Origin of the sequence: Azospirillum sp. TSH58 (assembly GCF_003119115.1) — a bacterium.
Taxonomy (GTDB): Bacteria; Pseudomonadota; Alphaproteobacteria; order Azospirillales; family Azospirillaceae; genus Azospirillum.
In genome coordinates this window covers 946621-965457 of record NZ_CP022364.1, presented here as the reverse complement: position 1 = coordinate 965457, position 18837 = coordinate 946621, and the positions used below count along the sequence as shown (strand labels likewise).

Sequence of the window (18837 nt, the reverse complement as noted above, 5' to 3'; positions counted from 1 at the left end):
TTAATCCTTTTCTAGCGTACATTGCAGCGGGTGCTGGTGCTGGCGCGCAAAGTCCATCACCTGCGTGACTTTCGTCTCCGCCACCTCGTAGGTGAACACGCCGCACAAGCCCACACCCCGCCGGTGCACATGCAGCATGATCCGCGTAGCCTCCTCGCGCGACTTGGCAAAGAAGCGCTCCAAGACATGAACGACGAATTCCATAGGTGTGTAGTCGTCGTTCAACATCAAGACCTTATACATCGAGGGCTTTTTAGTCTTAGGCTTGGTTTTGATAACCACGCCCGTGGTGGTGCCCTCGTCGCCGTGCTTGTCGTTTTCGGCCATGGTCTCAACAGGTCAACATCGCGATGTACGTCGCATGAATGATATGAGAACTCCGGGCGCGGTGGGAAGGGGCCGTTTTCGGTGAGTCCCCATTTGGGAGAGGCCCATTCGGAACAAGACCTGCCCGGCTACCCCGGAATTGGTGGAAGGCATTTGAATTTGCGGCAGAACTGCCGCACCGGCGTGCCAAAAATGGCACGGCCCGCACCCTGTAGATGTCCCTCGCGCCCAAAAGAAACAAGCCCGGCGGTCTGCACCGCCGGGCTTTCCCGGAACTTCACAATGCCGTGAGGCGGCAGGATTTAAAGCGGTACCGCCTTGCGCCGTCCGCACCCCCGGACGATAGCGTCCCGGGGGCGGCGGAGGTGGGAGCCGCCCCGGCCCTGCGGCCGGGTCTGTGGAATTGCTGGCTCCGGGACATTTTGTCTCAGGCTGGCGTCTGGGACCGGCCTGGATCAGGCGGCCTTCGCCGCGACCGGCTTGGACAGCGTCTCGACCGTGACCTGGAGGCGGTCGTTGATCGGCGCGAAGGCGTCCTTGGCGGTCTTCAGCGACAGCTCCTGCAGCTTGGCGCTCTCCTTGACGAAGGTCTCGAAGCTCGCCTTGGCGAAGCTGCTCTGCAGCTCGACCAGCTCCTGGACGGTCTTGACGGCCAGCAGGGCCTTGCCGGTGGCGGCGCTCTTCTCCAGCGAGGACTGGGTGAAGGTGGCGACCTGCTTGCCGGCTTCCTCGGCGCCCTTGGCGACGATGGTGCCCGACTTCACGACGGCGTCGACGTTGCCCTTGGTCAGGGCGGTCAGCTCGTCGAAGCCCTTCAGGATCTGGGCCGAGGCCTTCTCGAACTGCTCCTGCTGGGCCTTGACCAGGCCGTCCACGTTCTGCTTGGCGGCGGACACGGCGTCTTCGAAGGTCTTGGTGGCGGCGGCGAACTTGTCGGTCATGGAACGGCTCCTCGAATTTCATCGGGTTGACCCGCGCCGGACCCACCGATTGGCGACCGCGCGGATGATCCGACCAGCGACCCCGTGGCTTCGGGCGTCGGGTCGATGCTGCAATGCAACATGGCTAAACTTAGGGCAGGTTCCGGCGGCTGTCAACGGGATTTTGTGCGGTGCACAAAAACTTTGACGCGTCCCTGCCGGCCCCTTCACGCGCGAAGCCCGGCCGTCGGGGAACGGCCGGGCTTCGTGGTCACGCCATGCGGACGCGTCAGGCGGCGATCGGCTTGGACAGGGTGCTGACGGTCACCGACACGCGGTCCTTCAGCGGGGTCAGGGCCGCCGTGGCGACGCGGGTGCCGATGCCCTGGAGGCGGGACGACTCCGCGACGAAGGCGTCGAAGCTGGCCTTCACATACTCGCTCTGGAGATCGACGACCTCCTTCAGCGACTTGGCGGTCAGCAAGGCCTTGCCGGTGGTGACCGACTTGTCGAAGGAGGCCTGGGCGTAGGCGGTCACCTCGCGGGTCAGCTCCTCCGCGCCCTGGGTGGCGATGCTGCCGCTCTGGATCAGCGCTTCCACGTTGGCCTTGTTCAGGGCCTGAAGCTCGGCGGAGATCTTCAGGAGCTGGGCGGACAGCTTCTCGACCTGCTCCTTGGTGGCGGAGGCGGTCTGCTCGAAGGTCTTCGCGGCCTGCTCCTGGCCGGCCTTGACGAAGCCCTCGACCTGCTCCTTGGCCTGGGCGGCGGCGCTCTCGAACGCCTGGGTGGGGGCGGGGGCCGGCTTGGCCTTCGTCACGGTCGTCATGCCTTGCGTTCCTTCCTTCGTCGAAGCCCGGCGCGCAAAACCCGGAGCGGCGGACCGTCCGCCTGCGGGGCGCAGACCGGCTGCGTTGGGGAGCCCGGACGGTTCCGGGCCCGAAAATGCTGCAGTGCAGCAATGGCTAAACTATGGGCATTGGTCCGTGGAGTCAACAAAGAATCTTGTGCGCCGCACAATATATCAGTTGAGCCCGGTCCCTTTGCTTGGTCGGTACGGCGCAAGCTCCACCGTTCCGCCACATGGGAAATCCAGTCCACTTCGGCTCGACTGGGCGGAGCCTTTACGAAAGCTTTACCGCCGATCCTGCCCAATCCTACCCTGCCCGCCGAAGGGACGCGCTTCGGCCAAAGGTCAGACCAACCGCGGCGGAACGTCGCAGCTATCAGTTCGGGAACGTTCTTTCATGACCTATTGCCTCGGCATCAAGACCCGCGACGGCCTGATCGGCCTGTCGGACGGGCGCATCACCAGCGGCTCGCAGCTGTCGTCCGCGCGCAAGGTGACCATGGTGGGCAGCGGCGGCGACCGCTTCTTCATCCTGAACTCCGGCCTGCGCAGCGTGCGCGACAAGACGCTGGCCTACCTGCGCCGCGACATGTCCCGGCGCCGCGGCGAGACCTACCCGACCATGCTGGACGCGCTGTCGGCCTTCACGGCCTGCCTGCGCCAAGTGGCGGCGGAGGACAAGGAGGCGCTGGAGGCGTCCAAGCTGGCCTTCAACCTGCACGCCATCATCGGCGGGCAGCTCGCCGAGGACCGCGAGCCCTACATGTTCCTGGTCTATCCGGAGGGCAACTGGATCGAGGTGGACGAGCGCACGCCCTACCTGTCGATCGGCGCCACCGCCTACGGCAAGCCGATCCTCGACCGTGCGCTGTCCTACAACACCGACATGCAGACGGCGCTGAAGATCGCCTACCTGTCCTTCGACAGCACGCGCTTCTCGTCCAACGACGTCGGCTTCCCCATCGACATGGTGACCTTCAACGCCCAGGAACGGCTGTGGCGCCAGTCGAACTTCGACTACGACGATCTGGTCGAGCAGCGCCTGTGGTGGAACCGGAACATCACCGAGCTGGCCCGGCGCATGCCGGACGGCCCCTGGGTGGACACGCTGCTGTCCGCGGGCACGCGGGCGACGGTCGACGAGGAGGTGGTCTAGTTACTTGCCCCCACCCTAACCCTCCCCCGCTATCGCAGGGGAGGGGACTGTTCTCCCTCTCCCGCGCCGCGGGGGAGGGTCGGGGAGGGGCAAAGGGGGAGGGGGCAAACGCCGTGCCCCGCTACTCCTTCCCGGCGAACAGCCACGCCCCGAAGGGCGCGGTCGGGCCGACCAGCCCGTCGCGGCCCACCTGGACCTCGAACACCACGCCCGCGCTGTCCACCTGACCGCCGGTCGGCAGGGTGCGCGGCGCGTCCTGCGGGCGCGGCAGGACGGGGTAGGGCACGCCGGTCCCCTGGCCGCTGCCGTCCAGCTCCTTCAGCGGCCCGTCGAAACGGATGTCGGAGAAGCGGTCGGAGGGGTAGGGGTAGGCGTTGAAGAACCAGCTTCCCCGCCGGCAGCCGTTGATCAGCCAGTAGACGCCGTTGGACGGCAGGCGCACCCCGCTCGGCGCCGGTTCGAAGGCGCCGCTCTCGTAGAGGCGCAGGACGAACAGGGCGAACTGGCGCGGCGACAGCTGGGCCTTGGCGATCGGGCCGCGGGCGACCGCCGCCGGGTCGTCCAGGTCGATGCGGGCGAGGTCGGTCGCCTCCAGCACGCGGGCCTCGACCATCGCGCCGCCGGTGCCGCGGTCGCCGACGATGTCGTAGGTCCGCACATGCTTCTGATAGTCGGCGTTGAAGACCAGCCGGTAGCGGTCGGTCTCCCCCTTGGTGCAGGCGGCGCGCAGGTCGTCGCCGTTGAGGTAGCTGACCCAGGTGAGCTTGCGCGCCACCGGGTTGTCGGTCGGCCCGACCGAGGCGCAGCCGGCGAGCAGCCCCGCCGCAGCCATCCCCAGCCCCGCCACCGTCGCAATCCGTCCTCTTCGTCCGTCCCGAAGGGCAGCGCGCGGAAACGTCGGGCGTCGCTCGGGCGGGCGGGTCATGAGGTGCCTCGCGTCCAGTCGGGAGGGGAGAATGGTCCTGCGCTTCCGGGAAGATGGATCGGCGGTCGCGCTCCTTCAACGCGGCTCGCCCCGGACGGGTCCGCGCATCATCCAATTTCGTCACAGCGTCCCCGAAGAAATCGAAGCGGCAAATTAACGAATTGTCGCTAGACACTGATTTCCATGGAATTTACCATTGCGCCAAACAGCAAGTATTAGCCTTTGGCGGGGGCATCATGAACGTAACGGGCCAGACCGTTCGAAGCCTGCTTTTGGCGTTCGCTTGGCGCGGACGCGAAACGGAGGGGGAACAGGCCACAGAACGTTTGGCGAATGGACGTTCGACTCTGGGAAGTGCCTTCGGCATTACCCCTTTCGTTAGAGGGCTGTGCGGCCGGGGGCTGTGCGGCGCCTTGGCGGTGCTGGCGGTGACCGTGCTGGCGCCGCTGCCGGCGCTGGCCGCGAAATACGCGGCGATCGTCGTGGACGCCCGCACGGGTGAGGTGCTCCACGAGGAGAACGCCGACACCCTCACCTATCCGGCGTCGCTGACCAAGATGATGACGCTCTACCTGACCTTCGACGCGCTGGATTCAGGGCGGCTGCGGCTGGACCAGGCGCTGCCGGTGTCGGCCTGGGCGGAGGCGCAGTCCCCGACCAAGCTGGGGCTGCGCGCCGGCAAGACGCTGCGGGTGGAGCAGGCGATCCTCGGGCTGGTCACCAAGTCGGCCAACGACGCCTCGGTCGTGCTGGCGGAGGCACTGGGCGGCAGCGAGGCCAAGTTCGCCGAGATGATGACCCGCAAGGCGCGCGAGCTGGGCATGCGCAACACCGTGTTCCGCAATTCCAACGGCCTGCCGAACATGGAGCAACTGACCACGGCGCGCGACTTCTCCATCCTGTCGCGGGCGATGCTGTCCGACCACTCGCGCTACTACCCCTATTTCAGCCGCCGCGCCTTCGTCTATGGCGGGCGCAGCCTGAACAACCACAACCGTCTGATGTCGCGCTACGAGGGCATGGACGGCATCAAGACCGGCTACACCGTGGCCAGCGGCTTCAACCTCGCGGCGTCGGCGGTGCGCGACGGGCGCCGGCTGGTCGCCGTGGTGCTGGGCGGCAAGTCCGCGGCCTCGCGCGACGCCCGCATGGAGGCGATCCTCGACAAGGCGTTCGACAAGCCGAGCCGCGGCTCGGAGGCGCCGGTCGTCGCCCGCGCCGGCGACGAGGACACGCCGCGCGCCACCGCCAAGGGCAAGCTGCCGGCCAAGCCGGAGACCATCGCCCAACTCGCCTCCACCGTCTCCACCCCAGCCGCGGTCCGCCCGCCGGCCCGCGCCCGCGACGAGGACACCGATTCGTCGAAGGCCGACGGGTCGAAATGGGGCGTGCAGGTCGGCGCCTTCTCCACGCGGGAGGCCAGCAACCGGGCGCTTTCCCAGGCGACCAAGCAGGCGCCCTTCCTGCTGCGCGCCGCCAAGCCGGCGGTGACGCCGGTGAAGGCGAACGGGTCCACCGTCTACCGCGCCCGCATGGTCGGGCTGGACGAGCGCACCGCCCGCAAGGTCTGCTCGGAGCTGACCCGCAGCGGCCACCGCTGCGTCCCGGTGTCGCCGAACGAGAAGCTGTAAGCCGACCTTTCCCCGCCAAAAAGAAAAGGCGCAGCCGCGGGGCTGCGCCTTTTTTCGTGTTCGGGAGAGGAGCGGTCAGGCGCCCGGCTCGTTGGCGTTCGGGAAGAACAGCGAGTTGCCGTTGATCGTGTAATCCGCGATCGCCTGCTGACCCTCGGCGGAGACCAGCCAGCTCACGAAGGCCTGCCCGTCGGCGGCCTTGACGTGGGCGAACTTGGCCGGGTTGACCAGCATGACGCCATACTGGTTGAACAGGCGCTTGTCGCCTTCCACCAGGATGTCGAGGTCGCCGCGGTTCTTGAAGCTGAGCCAGGTGGCGCGGTCGGTCATGGCGTAGCCGTTCACCGCGGCGGCGGTGTTCAGCGTGGCGCCCATGCCCTGGCCGATGGCGCGGTACCAGCCGTCGCCCGCCGTGGGATCGACGCCGGCGGTCTTCCACAGCGCCTGTTCCGACTTGTGGGTGCCGCTGTCGTCGCCGCGCGACACGAAGGGGGCCTTGGCGGCGGCGATGCCCTTCAGCGCGGCGGCGACGTCCTTGCTGCCGCCGACCTTGGCCGGGTCGGCCTTCGGCCCGACGATCACGAAGTCGTTGTACATGACCGGCTTGCGCTCGGTGCTGAAGCCCTCGGCGACGAACTTGTCCTCCGACGGCTTGTGATGGACGAACAGCACGTCGGCGTCGCCGCGCTTGGCGATGTCGATGGCCTGGCCGGTCCCCTTGGCGACCACGCGGACCTCGATCCCGGTCCTCTCCGTGAACTTCGGCAGGATCGACTTGAACAGCCCCGAATCCTCGGTCGAGGTGGTGGAGGCCACGGTGATGAAGCGGTCGGCGGCGGTGGACGGCTGAACGGAGCCGAGCAGCAGAGCCGCCGCGGCGGCGCATCCCAGCACGAAAGAACGGCGCAGCATCGGACTATCCCTCTCCAGGTTCTTGCCCGCCTTGGTTGCGGGCTGTGCTGGCGACTATGGGAAAGTTCGAACGGCTTTGCAAACATCCCGCAACCGCCGATCCGCAGCGTGGAAGCCGGTCAGGCCCGCCGCGTCTCCCGCACCATCGCGGCGGCGAGGTTCACCGACAGCGACAGGGTCATCAGGATGACGCCGAGGCCGAGCGCCAGCGGCAGGTCGCCCTTGCTGGTCTCCAGCGCGATGGAGGTGGTCATGACGCGGGTCACCCGGTCGATGTTGCCGCCGACGATCATCACCGCCCCAACCTCCGCCGAGGCCCGTCCGAAGCCGGCCAGCACGATGGTCAGCAGGCTCCAGCGCGCCTCCGACAGCAGGGTGAACAGGGTGGTCAGCGGCCCGGTCCCCATCACCCGCAGCAGGTCGCCATACTCCACCAGAAGATCCTCGACGATCTGGCGGGTCAGGGCGGCGACGATGGGCACGATCAGCACCGTCTGGGCCACGATCATCGCGGTCGGGGTAAACAGCAGCCCCAGCACCCCCAGCGGGCCGGAGCGCGACAGGATCAGATAGACGATCAACCCCACCACCACCGGTGGCAGTCCCATCGCCGTGTTCAGGAACAGGGTCACCGCGCGCCGCCCCGGAAAGCGGAAGGCGGCCACGGCGGCGCCCAGCGGCAGGCCGATCAGGGCCGACAGCAGGACGGCGGTCAGGCTGACGCGCAGCGACAGGCCGACGATCCCCACCAGACCGGGGTCGAGGTCGGCGATCAGATGGAAGGCGGTGACGAAGGCCAGACCGAACTCATGCATAGGGGTACTCGTGCATACCAAGCGCTCACGCGTCAAATCGGGGCCGCATCGCTTCCGTCTTGCGGGAGCCGATCATCCGCCGCTTGCCCCGGCGCGCAATCTTCCCCACTCTTCCGGTCATGGACCTCTCGGAATTCACCATAAAGCCGGACCCGGCGAATCCCAAGCTGACGGAGCGCGTTTCCGGGCTGGATCAGGACGGGCGCCCGGTGGACGCGTCGGTCACCGTGGAACGGCCGCTGACGCTGTACCTGAACGGGCAGGAGATCGTCACCATGATGACGATCGCCGACTACCCCGACTATCTGGCGGTGGGCTACCTGCTCAACCAGAACATGCTGAAGCGCGACGACCGGATCACCGGCATCGACTACGACGAGGAGATCGACACCGTCGTCGTCCGCACCGAGCGCGCCACGAATTACGAGCAGAAGCTCAAGAAGAAGACGCTGACCTCCGGTTGCGCCCAGGGCACCGCCTTCGGCGACGTGATGGAGACCTTCGAGTCGGTGCGGCTGAACCCCGACGCGCGGCTGAAGACCTCCTGGATCTACGCCCTGTCGAAGAAGATCAACCTGACCCCCAGCCTCTATCTGGAGGCCGGCGCCATCCACGGCTGCGTACTCTGCCAGGAGGACCATCCGCTCGTCTACATGGAGGACGTCGGGCGCCACAACGCGGTGGACAAGGTGGCGGGCTACATGCACCTGCACGGCGTGCCGGCGCACGACAAGATTTTCTACACGACCGGGCGCCTGACCTCGGAGATGGTCATCAAGACGGTGCAGATGGGCATTCCGATCCTGATTTCCCGCTCCGGCTTCACCGCCTGGGGGGTGGAGCTGGGGCGGCAGGCCAACCTGACCATGGTCGGGCGGGCCAAGGGCAAGCGCTTCCTCGCCCTGGCCGGCACCGACCGGCTGGACTTCGACGCCGACCCGGCCGCGGTCGGGGACGAGGGCGGGCGCCACCAGCGCAAGGGGAGCCGCGATGACGACTGAGGGCATTGCCGGCGTCCTGCTGGCCGGCGGCCTGTCGCGGCGCATGGGCGGCGGCGACAAGAGCCTGCGGACGCTGGGCGGGCGCAGCATCCTGGAGCGCATCGTCGCCACGGTGCGCCCGCAGGTCGGGCCGCTGGTGCTCAACGCCAACGGCGACCCGGCGCGCTTCGCCGCCTTCGGCCTGCCGGTGGCGGCGGACGTGGTGGAGGGTTTCGCCGGACCGCTCGCCGGGGTGCTGACCGGGATGGAATGGGCGCGGGCCAACGCGCCGGACTGCCGCTGGCTGGCCAGCTTCGCCACCGACGCGCCCTTCATCCCCGGCGATCTGGTCGCCCGTCTGGTCGCGGCGGTGGAGCGCGAGGGCGCCGACCTCGCCTGCGCCCGCTCCGACGGGCAGGAGCATCCGGTCTTCGGGCTGTGGCGGGTGGACCTCGCCGACGATCTCCGCCGCGCCATGGTGGAGGAGGACATGCGCAAGGTGGACGCGTGGACCGCCCGCTACCGTCTGGCCGTTGCCGACTTCGCCAGCGATCCGGTAGACCCCTTCTTCAACACCAACCGCCCCGACGATCTGGCGGAGGCGGAACGGCTGATGGCGGCGGGACTGGTCCGATGAGCGAAACCCTGAACAAGACCGAGACGATGGCCCTGGGCATCGTTCTGGAACGCCGCAAGGGCGCCAGCGCCTGGGCGGACTGGTCGTGGCGTCCGGTCTCGGTGATCCCCGGCGCCCCGCCGGTCGACGGTCCCTGGCGCCTGCTGCGCGAAGGGGAGGGCTGGGCGCACTTCCACGCCGCGACCCTGCCGCTGGAGCTGTTCCGCAGCGACACCGAAGGCTACAAGCTGAACCTGTCGCAGGAGCCGCCGCGCCTCTGGGTCGTGCTGCGCCCGGACGAGACGGGCGAGCCGGGGGGCGTCGTGCCCTTCGTCGTCACCGCCTCCGCCCACGAATGCGAGGCCTATCAGGTGAGCGGCGTGGAGATGGTCGAGACGGTGCCGATGCCGCCGGAGGTCACGGCCCTGGTCCGCGACTTCACCGAGCAGCACCATGTGGACGTCCCCTTCGTGAAGCGCGAGCGCAAGCGGCACTTCCCGAAGCAGGGGTGATGACTTCCTGATGGGGCTCCGACGCCGCGCCCCCCTCCCAACCTCCCCCCGCTTCGCAGGGGGAGGAGCTGATTCCCTCCCCTGCGGAGCGGGGGAGGGTTAGGGTGGGGGCAAGGCCTGGCGACCCCCGGACACACCGATATGACCGACGAATCCTTCCTTTCCCGCTGGTCCCGCCTGAAGCGGCAGCCCGTCGCACCCGCCCCGGAGCCGGTGGAGCCGCCGCCTGCCGAGGACCCGCCCGCGCAACTTCCGGTGGATGCGGCGGCCGAGACCGCTCCGGAGCCCGCGCCTGAGGCCGACGACCCGCTGAAGGACCTTCCCCCCGTGGAGGACCTGACGCTGGACTCCGACTTCACTCCCTTCCTGCGGGCGGAGGTCCCGGACGACCTGCACCGGCAGGCGCTGCGCAAGCTGTGGACCTCGGACCCAGTCTTCGCCAACGACGACGGGTTGAAGGACTACGCCGACGACTATGCCAGCCTGTTCACCGGTTCCTCGCCGGTGAAGACGCTCTACCGGGTCGGCAAGGGCTTCCTCGACGCCGCCGAGGAAGCGGCTGAGAAGGCGGGCGAAACCCCGGCCCAGCCGCCGGACGAGACCGCCGCGGATCGCGGCACCGATGAAGACGCGGAAGAAAAAGCGGCGCTTCCCGAAGGTTCGGAGCCCGAGCAGATCCCCTCTGCTTCGCAGGAACCGGGTATCGATATGACAAAAAGAGCATAGCGCCAGTCCAGCCCAAGACGCGGTAAGCACACTTCTGAGTCAACCTTTGTTGACAAACACCGCGAATCTGCCCTTTAATAGCCCGATCCTGAACGTTAAGCCCCTGATATGGCGAGGCTTTTCGCAGGTGCAATATGAGGTTGTCGGTCCAGGGCGTCTCGGGCGCCGGCCCATGACGCCGTGAGCCTGCAACGGGCGAGCCAATGCGCCGCCGTTGTCGCGACGGGTGGGGCCGGGTGCCGGAGCTTTGCCGATCTGGTCCTTTTGTCGTGTCGGGAGGGATGAACGCCGTGTCCGTGACCGGTGAACACGATCCGTCGGCCCTGCCGCCGGAGGAGATGCAGCGGGCGCAGCTCTATGCGCTGCTGGCGCATCTGCTTGCCCGCCCGCCCGGCGGGGACTTCCTGGCCGCCCTGGCGGCGCTGGACGGCGACGCCAGCCCCCTCGGGCAGGCGCTGCGCGGTCTGGCCGACGCCGCCCGCGGCACGGACGCCGCCGCGGTGGAGGAGGAGTACAACACACTCTTCATCGGCGTCGGCGGCGGCATCCTGTCTCCCTACGGGTCCTACTACCTGACCGGTTTCCTTCACGAAAAGCCGCTGGCCGAGCTGCGCGGCGACATGGCTCTGCTGGGCATCGCCCGCGCCGACGAGGTGAAGGAGCCCGAAGACCACATTGCCGCCCTGGCCGAGATGATGGCGGGCCTGATCACCGGGGCCTTCGGCGCCCCGGCCGATCTGGAGGAGCAGCGCCGCTTCTTCGACCGCCACATCGGCTCCTGGGCCGGCGCCTTCTTCACCGATCTGGAATCCACGCCATCCGCCGCCTTCTACCGCACGGTGGGCACGCTGGGTCGCCGGTATCTGGAGGTCGAGGGGAAAGCCTTCGACATGGCGGCGTGACCGGGCGGCGTGACCGGACACCGGCACCGCCGCCGAACAGACAACGAAACAACGAGACCGGTCCACGACAAGGCCGGTCCGGAAACGCTCAAAACAAGGCCCGGAAACCGGGCGGCACATCGGTCTTCAGTCTCGGGGAAGCCGCGAAGAATAGGGTGAAGCTATGACGGACAAGAAGGAAAAGACCACGCTGGCGCGGCGCGACCTGTTCCGCGCGGCTGGATTGGGCGTCGGCGCGCTGGGCGCCGCCGCCGTGGGCGCCGTGGCGGGTGCGGAGCCGGTGCAGGCCGCCGAGCCCGCCCCCGCCCAGGGCTACCGCGAGACCGACCATGTCCGGACGGTCTACGAACTGAGCCGCTTCTAAGAAGGACCGCCGCACATGCTGACAAAGAAGAAGGCGGCTGCTTCCGGCGGCCGTTCGATCGCCACGGCCAACGGCCGTTCGCTGGCGAAGATGGTTTCCGGCCTGACCGGTAACACCGTCGACCGTCGTTCGTTCCTCCGCACCTCGGGCATCGCCGCCGGTGGCGCCGCCATCGCCGCCACCATGCCCTTCGGCATGGTGAAGAAGGCCGAGGCGGTCACCGCCACCCCCGCCGCGGGCGCGCCGGTCAAGCTGGTCAAGAACGTCTGCACCCACTGCTCGGTCGGCTGCACGGTCACCGCCGAGGTGCAGAACGGCGTGTGGATCGGCCAGGAGCCGAGCTTCGACAGCCCGATCAACCTGGGCGCCCATTGCGCCAAGGGTGCGGCGGTGCGCGAGCACGCCCACGGCGACCGCCGCCTGCGCTACCCCATGAAGATGGTGGACGGCAAGTGGACCCGGATCTCCTGGGACCAGGCCATCCAGGAGGTCGGCGACAAGCTGCTGGCCATCCGCGAGAAGTCCGGCCCGGATTCGGTCTTCTGGCTCGGCTCGGCCAAGCACAGCAACGAGCAGGCCTATCTGATCCGCAAGTTCGCCGCCTTCTGGGGCACGAACAACGTCGACCATCAGGCCCGCATCTGCCATTCCACCACCGTCGCCGGCGTGGCGAACGTGTGGGGCTATGGCGCCATGACGAACTCGTACAACGACATCCAGAAGTCGCGCGCGATGTTCTTCATCGGCTCCAACGCCGCTGAGGCGCACCCGGTCTCCATGCTCCACGTCCTGAAGGGCAAGGAGCAGAACAACGCCCCGCTGATCGTCGCCGATCCGCGCTTCACCCGCACCGCGGCCAAGGCCGACGAGTACATCCGCTTCCGCCCCGGCACCGACGTCGGCCTGATCTGGGGCATCCTCTGGCACATCTTCGAGAATGGCTGGGAGGACAAGGAGTACATCGCCAAGCGCGTCTACGGCATGGACGAGATCCGCGCCGAGGTCGCCAAGTGGACTCCGGAAGAGGTCGAGAAGGTCACCGGCGTTCCGGGCTCGCAGCTCAAGCGCGTCGCCCGCACGCTGGCCTCCAACCGTCCGGGCACGCTCGTCTGGTGCATGGGCGGCACGCAGCACCACATCGGCAACAACAACACCCGCGCCTACTGCGTGCTCCAGCTGGCGCTGGGCAACGTCGGCGTGACGGGCGGCGGCACCAACATCTTCCGCGGCCACGACAACGTGCAGGGCGCCACCGACTTCGGCGTCACCTCGGACTCGCTGCCCGGCTACTACGGTCTGGCGGAGGGGGCGTGGCGCCACTGGGCGCGCGTCTGGGACGTCCCGTACGAGGACGTGCTGGCCCGCTTCAAGGACAAGAAGCTGATGGAGGCCACCGGCATCCCGGTGTCCCGCTGGTTCGACGGCGTCCTGGAAGCCAAGGAGAACATGGACCAGCCCGAGAGCATCAAGGGCATGGTCTTCTGGGGTCACGCGCCGAACAGCCAGGTCCGCCTTCCGGACATGAAGAAGGCGATGGAGAAGCTGGAACTGCTCGTCGTCGTCGATCCGTTCCCGACGATGACCGCCGTCCTGTCCGACCGCAAGGACAACTTCTACCTGCTGCCCGCCGCCACCCAGTTCGAGACCGTCGGGTCGCGCACCGCGTCCAACCGCTCGGTCCAGTGGTGCGACAAGATCATGGAGCCGCTCTTCGAGGCGAAGACGGACCATGAGATCATGTACCTGTTCGCCAAGAAGTTCGGCTTCGCCGAGCCGATGTTCAAGAACATCAAGCTCCACGGCAACGAACCGGACATCGAGGACACGACGCGGGAGTGGAACCGCGGCATGTGGTCGGTCGGCTACACCGGCCAGTCGCCGGAGCGGCTGAAGCTGCACATGCAGCATCAGGCGACCTTCGACAAGACCACGCTGCGCGCCAACGGCGGCCCGTGCGACGGCGACTATTACGGCCTGCCGTGGCCCTGCTGGGGCACGCCGGAGATGAAGCATCCGGGCACGGCCAACCTCTACGACACCTCTCTGCCGGTCGCCGAGGGCGGCGGCGCCTTCCGCGCGCGCTTCGGCGTGGAGCGCAACGGCGTGACGCTGCTCGCCGAGGGCTCCTACCCGGTCGGGTCGGAGATCAAGGACGGCTACCCGGAAGTCACCTACGCCATGCTGGACAAGCTGGGCTGGACCGGGGAGCTGACCGAGGCCGAGATGGCCGTCATCAAGAAGATCGGCGGCGAGAAGATCGGCGCGGTGTCCTGGACCACCGACCTGTCGGGCGGCATCCAGCGCGTGGCGATCAAGCACGGCCTGAACCCGCCGGGCAACGCCAAGGCCCGCTGCGTCGCCTGGAACTTCCCGGACCCGGTGCCGGTGCACCGCGAGCCGCTCTACACCCCGCGCCGCGATCTGGTCGCCAGCTACCCGACCTACAAGGACACCAAGTCCTGGCGTCTGCCGACGCTCTACAAGTCCATCCAGGACCGCGACGTGTCGAAGGAGTACCCGATCATCCTCACCTCCGGCCGTCTGGTCGAGTATGAGGGCGGCGGCGACGAGACCCGGTCGAACCCCTGGCTGGCCGAGTTGCAGCAGGACATGTTCGTCGAGATCAACCCGTTCGATGCCAACAACGCCGGCATCAAGGACGGCCAGATGGTCTGGGTCGAGGGTGCGGAGCAGGGCAAGGTGAAGGTCAAGGCCATGCTGACCGAGCGTGTCGGCCGCGGCGTCGCCTTCATGCCCTTCCACTTCGGTGGCCATTACCAGGGCCAGGATCTGCGCGCCAAGTACCCGCAGGGCGCCGACCCGATCGTGCTGGGCGAGGCGGCGAACACCGCCACGACCTACGGCTACGACTCGGTCACGCAGATGCAGGAAACCAAGACCACCCTCTGCCGGATCTCGGCGGCCTGAGACGCTAGGAGTTCATCACCATGGCCCGCATGAAATTCCTCTGCGACGCGGACCGCTGCATCGAATGCAACGCCTGCGTCACCGCCTGCAAGAACGAGCACGAGGTGCCCTGGGGCATCAACCGCCGCCGCGTCGTCACCATCAACGACGGCAAGCCCGGTGAGCGGTCGATCTCGGTCGCCTGCATGCATTGCTCCGACGCGCCCTGCAAGGCCGTCTGCCCGGTCGACTGCTTCTACCAGACCGAGCAGGGCGTGGTTCTGCACAACAAGGACCTGTGCATCGGCTGCGGCTACTGCTTCTACGCCTGCCCGTTCGGCGCTCCGCAGTACCCGCAGGCCGGCAACTTCGGCACCCGCGGCAAGATGGACAAGTGCACCTTCTGCGCCGGCGGCCCGGAGGCCGACAACACGGACGCGGAGTACAGGAAGTACGGCCGCAACCGTCTGGCCGAAGGCAAGCTGCCGCTCTGTGCGGAGATGTGCTCGACCAAGGCCCTGCTGGCCGGCGACGGCGACAAGGTGTCGGACATCTACCGCGAGCGCGTGGTCGCCCGCGGCTTCGGGTCCGGCGCCTGGGGCTGGGGCACCGCCTATCAGATGAAGGCGGGGTCGTGACCGTGATCCGCCGCACCGTCTGTGCGATGGCGCTCCTTCTCGTCACCCCGCTTCTGGCGGGGTGCAACGAGGAGGAGCAGGCGCGCCCGATCCATCTGGAGAAGGGCGTCTACCGCGGCGCCGCGGACAGTCCTCTGTCCGCGGATCAGGTCCAGGCGCTCCAGCAGCGCTCGGCCGGCCAGCGTTTCTGATTGGCGCGGTTCTCAAGGGAAGGGCTGACGCAATGACGTCGAATCATTCCACGGGCAGGCTGGGCACGAGCGGGCTGGGCAAGACGCTGCACATCGTGCTGCTGGGCGTCGCCATGCTGGCGCTGACCCTGGTCATGGCCAACGTCTCGGCCGCGTCGGCGGCGGAGGCGTTCCCGCCGGTCGCCAGCCAGCCGGCCGACGGCACCTCCAAGGTCGACATGTGGCGGGGGATCCGCTCGGGCGAGCAGGGCTACGTCTCCATCCCCAACAAGAGCGCCGGCGTGCTGGTGCAGTCGGAAGGGGAGTTGTGGCGCTCGGTCCGCAACGGTCCGCTGTCCACCTATGGCGGCTGGGTGCTGGGCGGCATGCTTGGTCTGCTGGTGCTGTTCTTCCTGGTGCGCGGGCGCATCCGGATCGACGGCCAGAAGACCGGCCGGACCATCCAGCGCTTCAACGCCTTCGAGCGGGGCGTGCACTGGCTGACCGCCGGCAGCTTCGTCATCCTGGCCTTCACCGGGCTGAACGTGCTGTACGGGCGCTACACCGTCCTGCCGCTGCTGGGGCCGGAGGCGTTCGCCACGATGACCCAGTACGGCAAGTTCGCCCACAACTACCTGGGCTTCGCCTTCATGCTGGGCATCCTCCTCATCTTCGTGATGTGGGTGAAGCACAACATCCCGGAGCGCAACGACATCACCTGGGCGCTGAAGGCCGGCGGCCTGTTCAGCAAGGGCGTGCATCCGGCGGCGAAGAAGTTCAACGCCGGCCAGAAGGTGATCTTCTGGGCGACGGTGCTGGGCGGCGCGGCGCTGGGCTTCACGGGCGTGCAGCTCCTGTGGCCCTTCTCCTTCGCCTCGATGGCCGACATGCAGCTCTACCAGCTGATCCACGCCGCGGTGGCGGTGGTGCTGACCGCGGTCATCATCGCGCACATCTACATCGGCTCGGTCGGCATGGAAGGCGCCTTCGACGCGATGGGCACGGGCGACGTCGAACTCCAGTGGGCGCGCGAGCACCACTCGCTGTGGGTTCAGGAGGTGACGGGCGAGACTCCGCGTTCGCACCACGGCCGCCACCGCGCCCCGGCCGAGTGAGGACACCACCGATGCGTTCCTTCCTGATCGGCCTGCTGCTGGCCGGGGCGCTCGCCGCTCCGGCCGCCGCTCAGACTTCCGCCCAGACTTCTCCGGCGGCCAAGCCGGCGGACGAGGTGAAGCGGATCGTCGAGCAGACCTACAACGTGCAGGTCCTGCGCGTGACCGAGGCGGCGCTTGAGGACGGCACCGCCGTCTACAAGGTCGCCGCCATGATGCCGGGGACCGCCGGCAACGCCGCCTTCATGGTCAACACCCTGACCGTCGATGCGGCGACCGGCCTCGCGCTTCCGCCCTTCCGTCACCACGCGGCGGGCTACAGCCTGCCCCAGGGCGGCAGCTATGAGCCGAACCGGACCTCCAACAACCCCGCGGTCGCCCGCGGGCACACTTGGCGCTGAAAGGTCAGGCGCTAAGAACGTCCGGTGCTGATACCTGTTACCCCCTGACCGGCGGCTGAGAGGCCGCCGGTCTTTTCCTATTCGGGAGGCGGTTCGGGCATGGGGAGAGCGCGTCATCCGGGGAACCCGCCGTGCCACACCCGCCGCCGGCTGTTCGCTCTGGCCGCGGCCACGCCCGTCCTGACCTTTCCCCTGCTGTCCCGCGCCGCCGACCTGATCGGCCATGGCGCCATGGTCAACGCCGTCGCCGTGTCGCCCGACGGCGCCCGCGTCCTGACGGGGAGCTGGGACTATTCGGCCATTCTCTGGGATCTCGCGTCCGGTTCCCAACGCGCCTCCTTCCACGAGCACGCCGCCGGCGTCACCGCCGTGGCCTTCCTGCCGGACGGCAAGCGCGCCCTGACCGGCAGCCGCGACGCCGCCATCATCCTCTGGGACCTGGAGAGCGGGCGGTCGCTGCACCGCTTCGAGGGGCACGGCGCCACCGTCGCCGGTCTGGCGGTGGCGCCGGACGGCCGGAGCTTCGCCTCCGCGGGCTGGGACTTCGCCGTCCGCGTCTGGGATCTGGAGAGCGGAACTCCTCTGCGGGTGCTGGAGGGGCACGGCGCCAACGTCAACGCCGTGGCTTACACCCCGGACGGCAGGCGCCTGGTCTCCGCCGGCTACGACTTCCAGATCCGCCTCTGGGACGCCGCGACCGGGCAGGAGAAGGCCGTTCTGGAAGGGCATGAGGGCAGCGTGAACGGTCTGGCCCTGACCCCCGATGGGCGGCTGGCCGCCACGGCGTCCAGCGACGAGACGGTGCGGCTGTGGGACATGGAGGCCGGCACGCTCCTGCGCACGCTCTACGGGCACAGCGGCTTCGTCACCTCCGTCGCCGTCGCGCCCGACGGCAGGACCCTGCTGTCCGGCGGGGGCGGGGACCGGCGCGTCCGGCTGTGGGACACCGCCACCGGGCGGCAGCTCGCCTCCTTCCGCGGCCATGAGAAGCCGGTCCTGGCGGTCGCCTTCACCCCGGACGGGCAGAGCGCCCTGTCCGCCGGCTATGACGCGGTGGTCCGCCATTGGGACCTGATGAGCAAGGCGGACGCCGACCGTCAGTGAGGCTTTTGCGGCTGGCACCGATAGCCCTCTCCCCGGAGGGGAATTGGAACATGCCTCAGTTCCGCCACCGACCGTCCTTGACAGGCACCTTTTACCCATGGCCCGTTCGGCACTCCGCCGTTCCGCAAGCGAGACCGCAGCCCATGACCAGCCTGTCCCACCCGGCGCAGCGCCGCGCCATCATCGACACCTGCCTCGCCATGAACGCTTTGGGCGTCAACCAGGGGGCGTCGGGCAACCTGTCGGTGCGGGTGGAGGGCGGCTTCCTCATCACGCCGAGCAGCCTGCCCTATGACGAGACGGCGCCCGAGGACATCGTGGAGATGGCCTTCGACGGGACCTATGTGGGCCGGCGGCGGCCCTCGTCGGAGTGGCGCTTCCACCGCGACATCCTGAAGGCGCGGTCCGACGTGGATGTGGTGCTGCACACCCATTCGACCTTCGCGACGGCGCTGGCCGTCCATGGGCGGGGCATCCCCAGCTTCCATTACATGGTGGCTCTGGCCGGCGGCGATTCGATCCGCTGCGCGCCCTACGCGACCTTCGGCACGCAGGAGCTGTCCGATCACGCCGTGGCGGCGCTGGAGGGGCGGCTGGCCTGCCTGCTGGCCAACCACGGCATGATCGTGCTGGGCAAGACGGTGAAGGGCGCTCTCGCCTTGGCGGTGGAGGTGGAGACGCTGGCCCGCCAGTATCTCCACGCCCATCTGCTGGGCGAGCCGGTCATCCTGCCGCCCGAGGAGATCGCGCGCGTCGCCGAGAAGATGCGCCGCATGAAGTACGGCCTGCCGCCCGAGGAGGACGCCGCGCCGGAGGACACCGCCCGCCCGCGCGAGGCCTGACGGTCAGGACAGGCCGACCGTCAGGAG

21 protein-coding genes are annotated in these 18837 nt (G+C 68.3%); 15 read left to right on the top strand and 6 right to left on the bottom strand.

What is annotated here, in order from left to right; translation table 11 throughout:
• The 3 genes from clpS to TSH58p_RS08125 all read right to left on the bottom strand — a co-directional run bounded on the left by clpS (position 1) and on the right by TSH58p_RS08125 (position 2073).
• Complete coding sequence (clpS, locus tag TSH58p_RS08135; RefSeq protein WP_038529118.1) at positions 1 to 327, bottom strand: ATP-dependent Clp protease adapter ClpS; 327 nt, start codon at positions 325 to 327, stop codon at positions 1 to 3.
• 455 nt (positions 328 to 782) lie between these two features.
• The gene (locus tag TSH58p_RS08130; RefSeq protein WP_109068640.1) at positions 783 to 1268 is read right to left on the bottom strand and encodes a phasin family protein; all 486 of its coding nucleotides are present in this window, start codon (positions 1266 to 1268) and stop codon (positions 783 to 785) included.
• Between the two features lie 268 nt (positions 1269 to 1536).
• Entirely contained in the window at positions 1537 to 2073 is a 537-nt protein-coding gene (locus TSH58p_RS08125; RefSeq protein ID WP_094305950.1) for a phasin family protein, read from the bottom strand.
• Between the two features lie 418 nt (positions 2074 to 2491).
• Here TSH58p_RS08125 and TSH58p_RS08120 point away from each other — a divergent pair, with 418 nt between their 5' ends.
• Positions 2492 to 3250, top strand: a complete 759-nt coding sequence (locus TSH58p_RS08120) for a peptidase (protein ID WP_109068639.1) — start codon at positions 2492 to 2494, stop codon at positions 3248 to 3250.
• Positions 3251 to 3371: 121 nt separating this feature from the next.
• Here the strand turns inward: TSH58p_RS08120 and TSH58p_RS08115 are convergent, their stop codons facing one another.
• Positions 3372 to 4097, bottom strand: coding sequence for a hypothetical protein (locus tag TSH58p_RS08115; protein WP_247873880.1), 726 nt, complete (start codon positions 4095 to 4097; stop codon positions 3372 to 3374).
• A 497-nt stretch (positions 4098 to 4594) separates the two neighbouring features.
• On the opposite strand from TSH58p_RS08115, the gene TSH58p_RS08110 reads away from it, so the two are divergent.
• Entirely contained in the window at positions 4595 to 5806 is a 1212-nt protein-coding gene (locus tag TSH58p_RS08110) for a D-alanyl-D-alanine carboxypeptidase family protein (RefSeq protein WP_247873879.1), read from the top strand.
• 75 nt (positions 5807 to 5881) lie between these two features.
• On the opposite strand, the gene TSH58p_RS08105 is transcribed toward TSH58p_RS08110, so the two are convergent.
• Together TSH58p_RS08105 and TSH58p_RS08100 are read right to left on the bottom strand one after the other, a co-directional pair.
• Entirely contained in the window at positions 5882 to 6718 is an 837-nt protein-coding gene (locus TSH58p_RS08105) for a substrate-binding domain-containing protein (protein ID WP_109068636.1), read from the bottom strand.
• 119 nt (positions 6719 to 6837) lie between these two features.
• Positions 6838 to 7533 (bottom strand): ABC transporter permease, encoded by a 696-nt coding sequence (locus tag TSH58p_RS08100; protein WP_109068635.1) that lies wholly within the window; start codon positions 7531 to 7533, stop codon positions 6838 to 6840.
• 119 nt (positions 7534 to 7652) lie between these two features.
• On the opposite strand from TSH58p_RS08100, the gene fdhD reads away from it, so the two are divergent.
• From fdhD to TSH58p_RS08035, 13 genes are all read left to right on the top strand, one after another.
• Positions 7653 to 8534: a formate dehydrogenase accessory sulfurtransferase FdhD gene (gene fdhD / locus TSH58p_RS08095; RefSeq protein WP_109068662.1), complete on the top strand. Its 882-nt coding sequence runs from the start codon at positions 7653 to 7655 to the stop codon at positions 8532 to 8534.
• The gene (mobA, locus tag TSH58p_RS08090) at positions 8524 to 9150 is read left to right on the top strand and encodes a molybdenum cofactor guanylyltransferase MobA (RefSeq protein ID WP_109068634.1); all 627 of its coding nucleotides are present in this window, start codon (positions 8524 to 8526) and stop codon (positions 9148 to 9150) included. The genes fdhD and mobA overlap by 11 nt, the downstream gene beginning before the upstream one ends.
• On the top strand, positions 9147 to 9641 hold the full coding sequence (locus tag TSH58p_RS08085; protein WP_109068633.1) for a DUF3305 domain-containing protein: 495 nt from the start codon (positions 9147 to 9149) through the stop codon (positions 9639 to 9641). Before mobA ends, TSH58p_RS08085 begins: the two co-directional genes overlap by 4 nt.
• Positions 9642 to 9782: 141 nt before the next feature.
• Positions 9783 to 10367: a DUF3306 domain-containing protein gene (locus TSH58p_RS08080; protein WP_109068632.1), complete on the top strand. Its 585-nt coding sequence runs from the start codon at positions 9783 to 9785 to the stop codon at positions 10365 to 10367.
• 290 nt (positions 10368 to 10657) lie between these two features.
• Complete coding sequence (locus TSH58p_RS08075; RefSeq protein WP_109068661.1) at positions 10658 to 11269, top strand: molecular chaperone; 612 nt, start codon at positions 10658 to 10660, stop codon at positions 11267 to 11269.
• Between the two features lie 163 nt (positions 11270 to 11432).
• Positions 11433 to 11633, top strand: coding sequence for a hypothetical protein (locus tag TSH58p_RS08070; protein ID WP_038529100.1), 201 nt, complete (start codon positions 11433 to 11435; stop codon positions 11631 to 11633).
• 15 nt (positions 11634 to 11648) lie between these two features.
• Positions 11649 to 14561 carry a formate dehydrogenase subunit alpha gene (locus tag TSH58p_RS08065; RefSeq protein ID WP_199230042.1) on the top strand — a complete coding sequence of 971 codons (2913 nt, stop codon included), beginning with the start codon at positions 11649 to 11651 and terminating at the stop codon, positions 14559 to 14561.
• A gap of 20 nt (positions 14562 to 14581) precedes the next feature.
• Positions 14582 to 15178 (top strand): formate dehydrogenase FDH3 subunit beta, encoded by a 597-nt coding sequence (gene fdh3B, locus TSH58p_RS08060; protein ID WP_038529096.1) that lies wholly within the window; start codon positions 14582 to 14584, stop codon positions 15176 to 15178.
• Positions 15175 to 15369, top strand: coding sequence for a hypothetical protein (locus TSH58p_RS08055; RefSeq protein WP_109068631.1), 195 nt, complete (start codon positions 15175 to 15177; stop codon positions 15367 to 15369). Before fdh3B ends, TSH58p_RS08055 begins: the two co-directional genes overlap by 4 nt.
• 32 nt (positions 15370 to 15401) lie before the next feature.
• On the top strand, positions 15402 to 16463 hold the full coding sequence (locus tag TSH58p_RS08050; RefSeq protein ID WP_109068630.1) for a formate dehydrogenase subunit gamma: 1062 nt from the start codon (positions 15402 to 15404) through the stop codon (positions 16461 to 16463).
• Between the two features lie 11 nt (positions 16464 to 16474).
• The gene (locus TSH58p_RS08045; RefSeq protein ID WP_109068629.1) at positions 16475 to 16864 is read left to right on the top strand and encodes a hypothetical protein; all 390 of its coding nucleotides are present in this window, start codon (positions 16475 to 16477) and stop codon (positions 16862 to 16864) included.
• A 99-nt stretch (positions 16865 to 16963) separates the two neighbouring features.
• Complete coding sequence (locus TSH58p_RS08040) at positions 16964 to 17968, top strand: WD40 repeat domain-containing protein (protein WP_109068628.1); 1005 nt, start codon at positions 16964 to 16966, stop codon at positions 17966 to 17968.
• Between the two features lie 143 nt (positions 17969 to 18111).
• A complete protein-coding gene (locus tag TSH58p_RS08035; protein WP_109068627.1) occupies positions 18112 to 18810 on the top strand; it encodes a class II aldolase/adducin family protein in 699 nt (232 codons plus the stop codon).
• The last annotated feature ends 27 nt before the right edge of the window (positions 18811 to 18837 follow it).

Excerpts from the sequence above, each read along its gene's own strand:
- clpS (WP_038529118.1), bottom strand. The coding sequence starts at position 327 with ATGGCCGAAAACGACAAGCACGGCGACGAGGGCACCACCACGGGCGTG.
- TSH58p_RS08130 (WP_109068640.1), bottom strand. The coding sequence starts at position 1,268 with ATGACCGACAAGTTCGCCGCCGCCACCAAGACCTTCGAAGACGCCGTG.
- TSH58p_RS08125 (WP_094305950.1), bottom strand. The coding sequence starts at position 2,073 with ATGACGACCGTGACGAAGGCCAAGCCGGCCCCCGCCCCCACCCAGGCG.
- TSH58p_RS08120 (WP_109068639.1), top strand. The coding sequence starts at position 2,492 with ATGACCTATTGCCTCGGCATCAAGACCCGCGACGGCCTGATCGGCCTG.
- TSH58p_RS08105 (WP_109068636.1), bottom strand. The coding sequence starts at position 6,718 with ATGCTGCGCCGTTCTTTCGTGCTGGGATGCGCCGCCGCGGCGGCTCTG.
- TSH58p_RS08100 (WP_109068635.1), bottom strand. The coding sequence starts at position 7,533 with ATGCATGAGTTCGGTCTGGCCTTCGTCACCGCCTTCCATCTGATCGCC.
- fdhD (WP_109068662.1), top strand. The coding sequence starts at position 7,653 with ATGGACCTCTCGGAATTCACCATAAAGCCGGACCCGGCGAATCCCAAG.
- mobA (WP_109068634.1), top strand. The coding sequence starts at position 8,524 with ATGACGACTGAGGGCATTGCCGGCGTCCTGCTGGCCGGCGGCCTGTCG.
- TSH58p_RS08085 (WP_109068633.1), top strand. The coding sequence starts at position 9,147 with ATGAGCGAAACCCTGAACAAGACCGAGACGATGGCCCTGGGCATCGTT.
- TSH58p_RS08080 (WP_109068632.1), top strand. The coding sequence starts at position 9,783 with ATGACCGACGAATCCTTCCTTTCCCGCTGGTCCCGCCTGAAGCGGCAG.
- TSH58p_RS08070 (WP_038529100.1), top strand. The coding sequence starts at position 11,433 with ATGACGGACAAGAAGGAAAAGACCACGCTGGCGCGGCGCGACCTGTTC.
- TSH58p_RS08065 (WP_199230042.1), top strand. The coding sequence starts at position 11,649 with ATGCTGACAAAGAAGAAGGCGGCTGCTTCCGGCGGCCGTTCGATCGCC.
- fdh3B (WP_038529096.1), top strand. The coding sequence starts at position 14,582 with ATGGCCCGCATGAAATTCCTCTGCGACGCGGACCGCTGCATCGAATGC.
- TSH58p_RS08050 (WP_109068630.1), top strand. The coding sequence starts at position 15,402 with ATGACGTCGAATCATTCCACGGGCAGGCTGGGCACGAGCGGGCTGGGC.
- TSH58p_RS08045 (WP_109068629.1), top strand. The coding sequence starts at position 16,475 with ATGCGTTCCTTCCTGATCGGCCTGCTGCTGGCCGGGGCGCTCGCCGCT.
- TSH58p_RS08040 (WP_109068628.1), top strand. The coding sequence starts at position 16,964 with ATGGGGAGAGCGCGTCATCCGGGGAACCCGCCGTGCCACACCCGCCGC.
- TSH58p_RS08035 (WP_109068627.1), top strand. The coding sequence starts at position 18,112 with ATGACCAGCCTGTCCCACCCGGCGCAGCGCCGCGCCATCATCGACACC.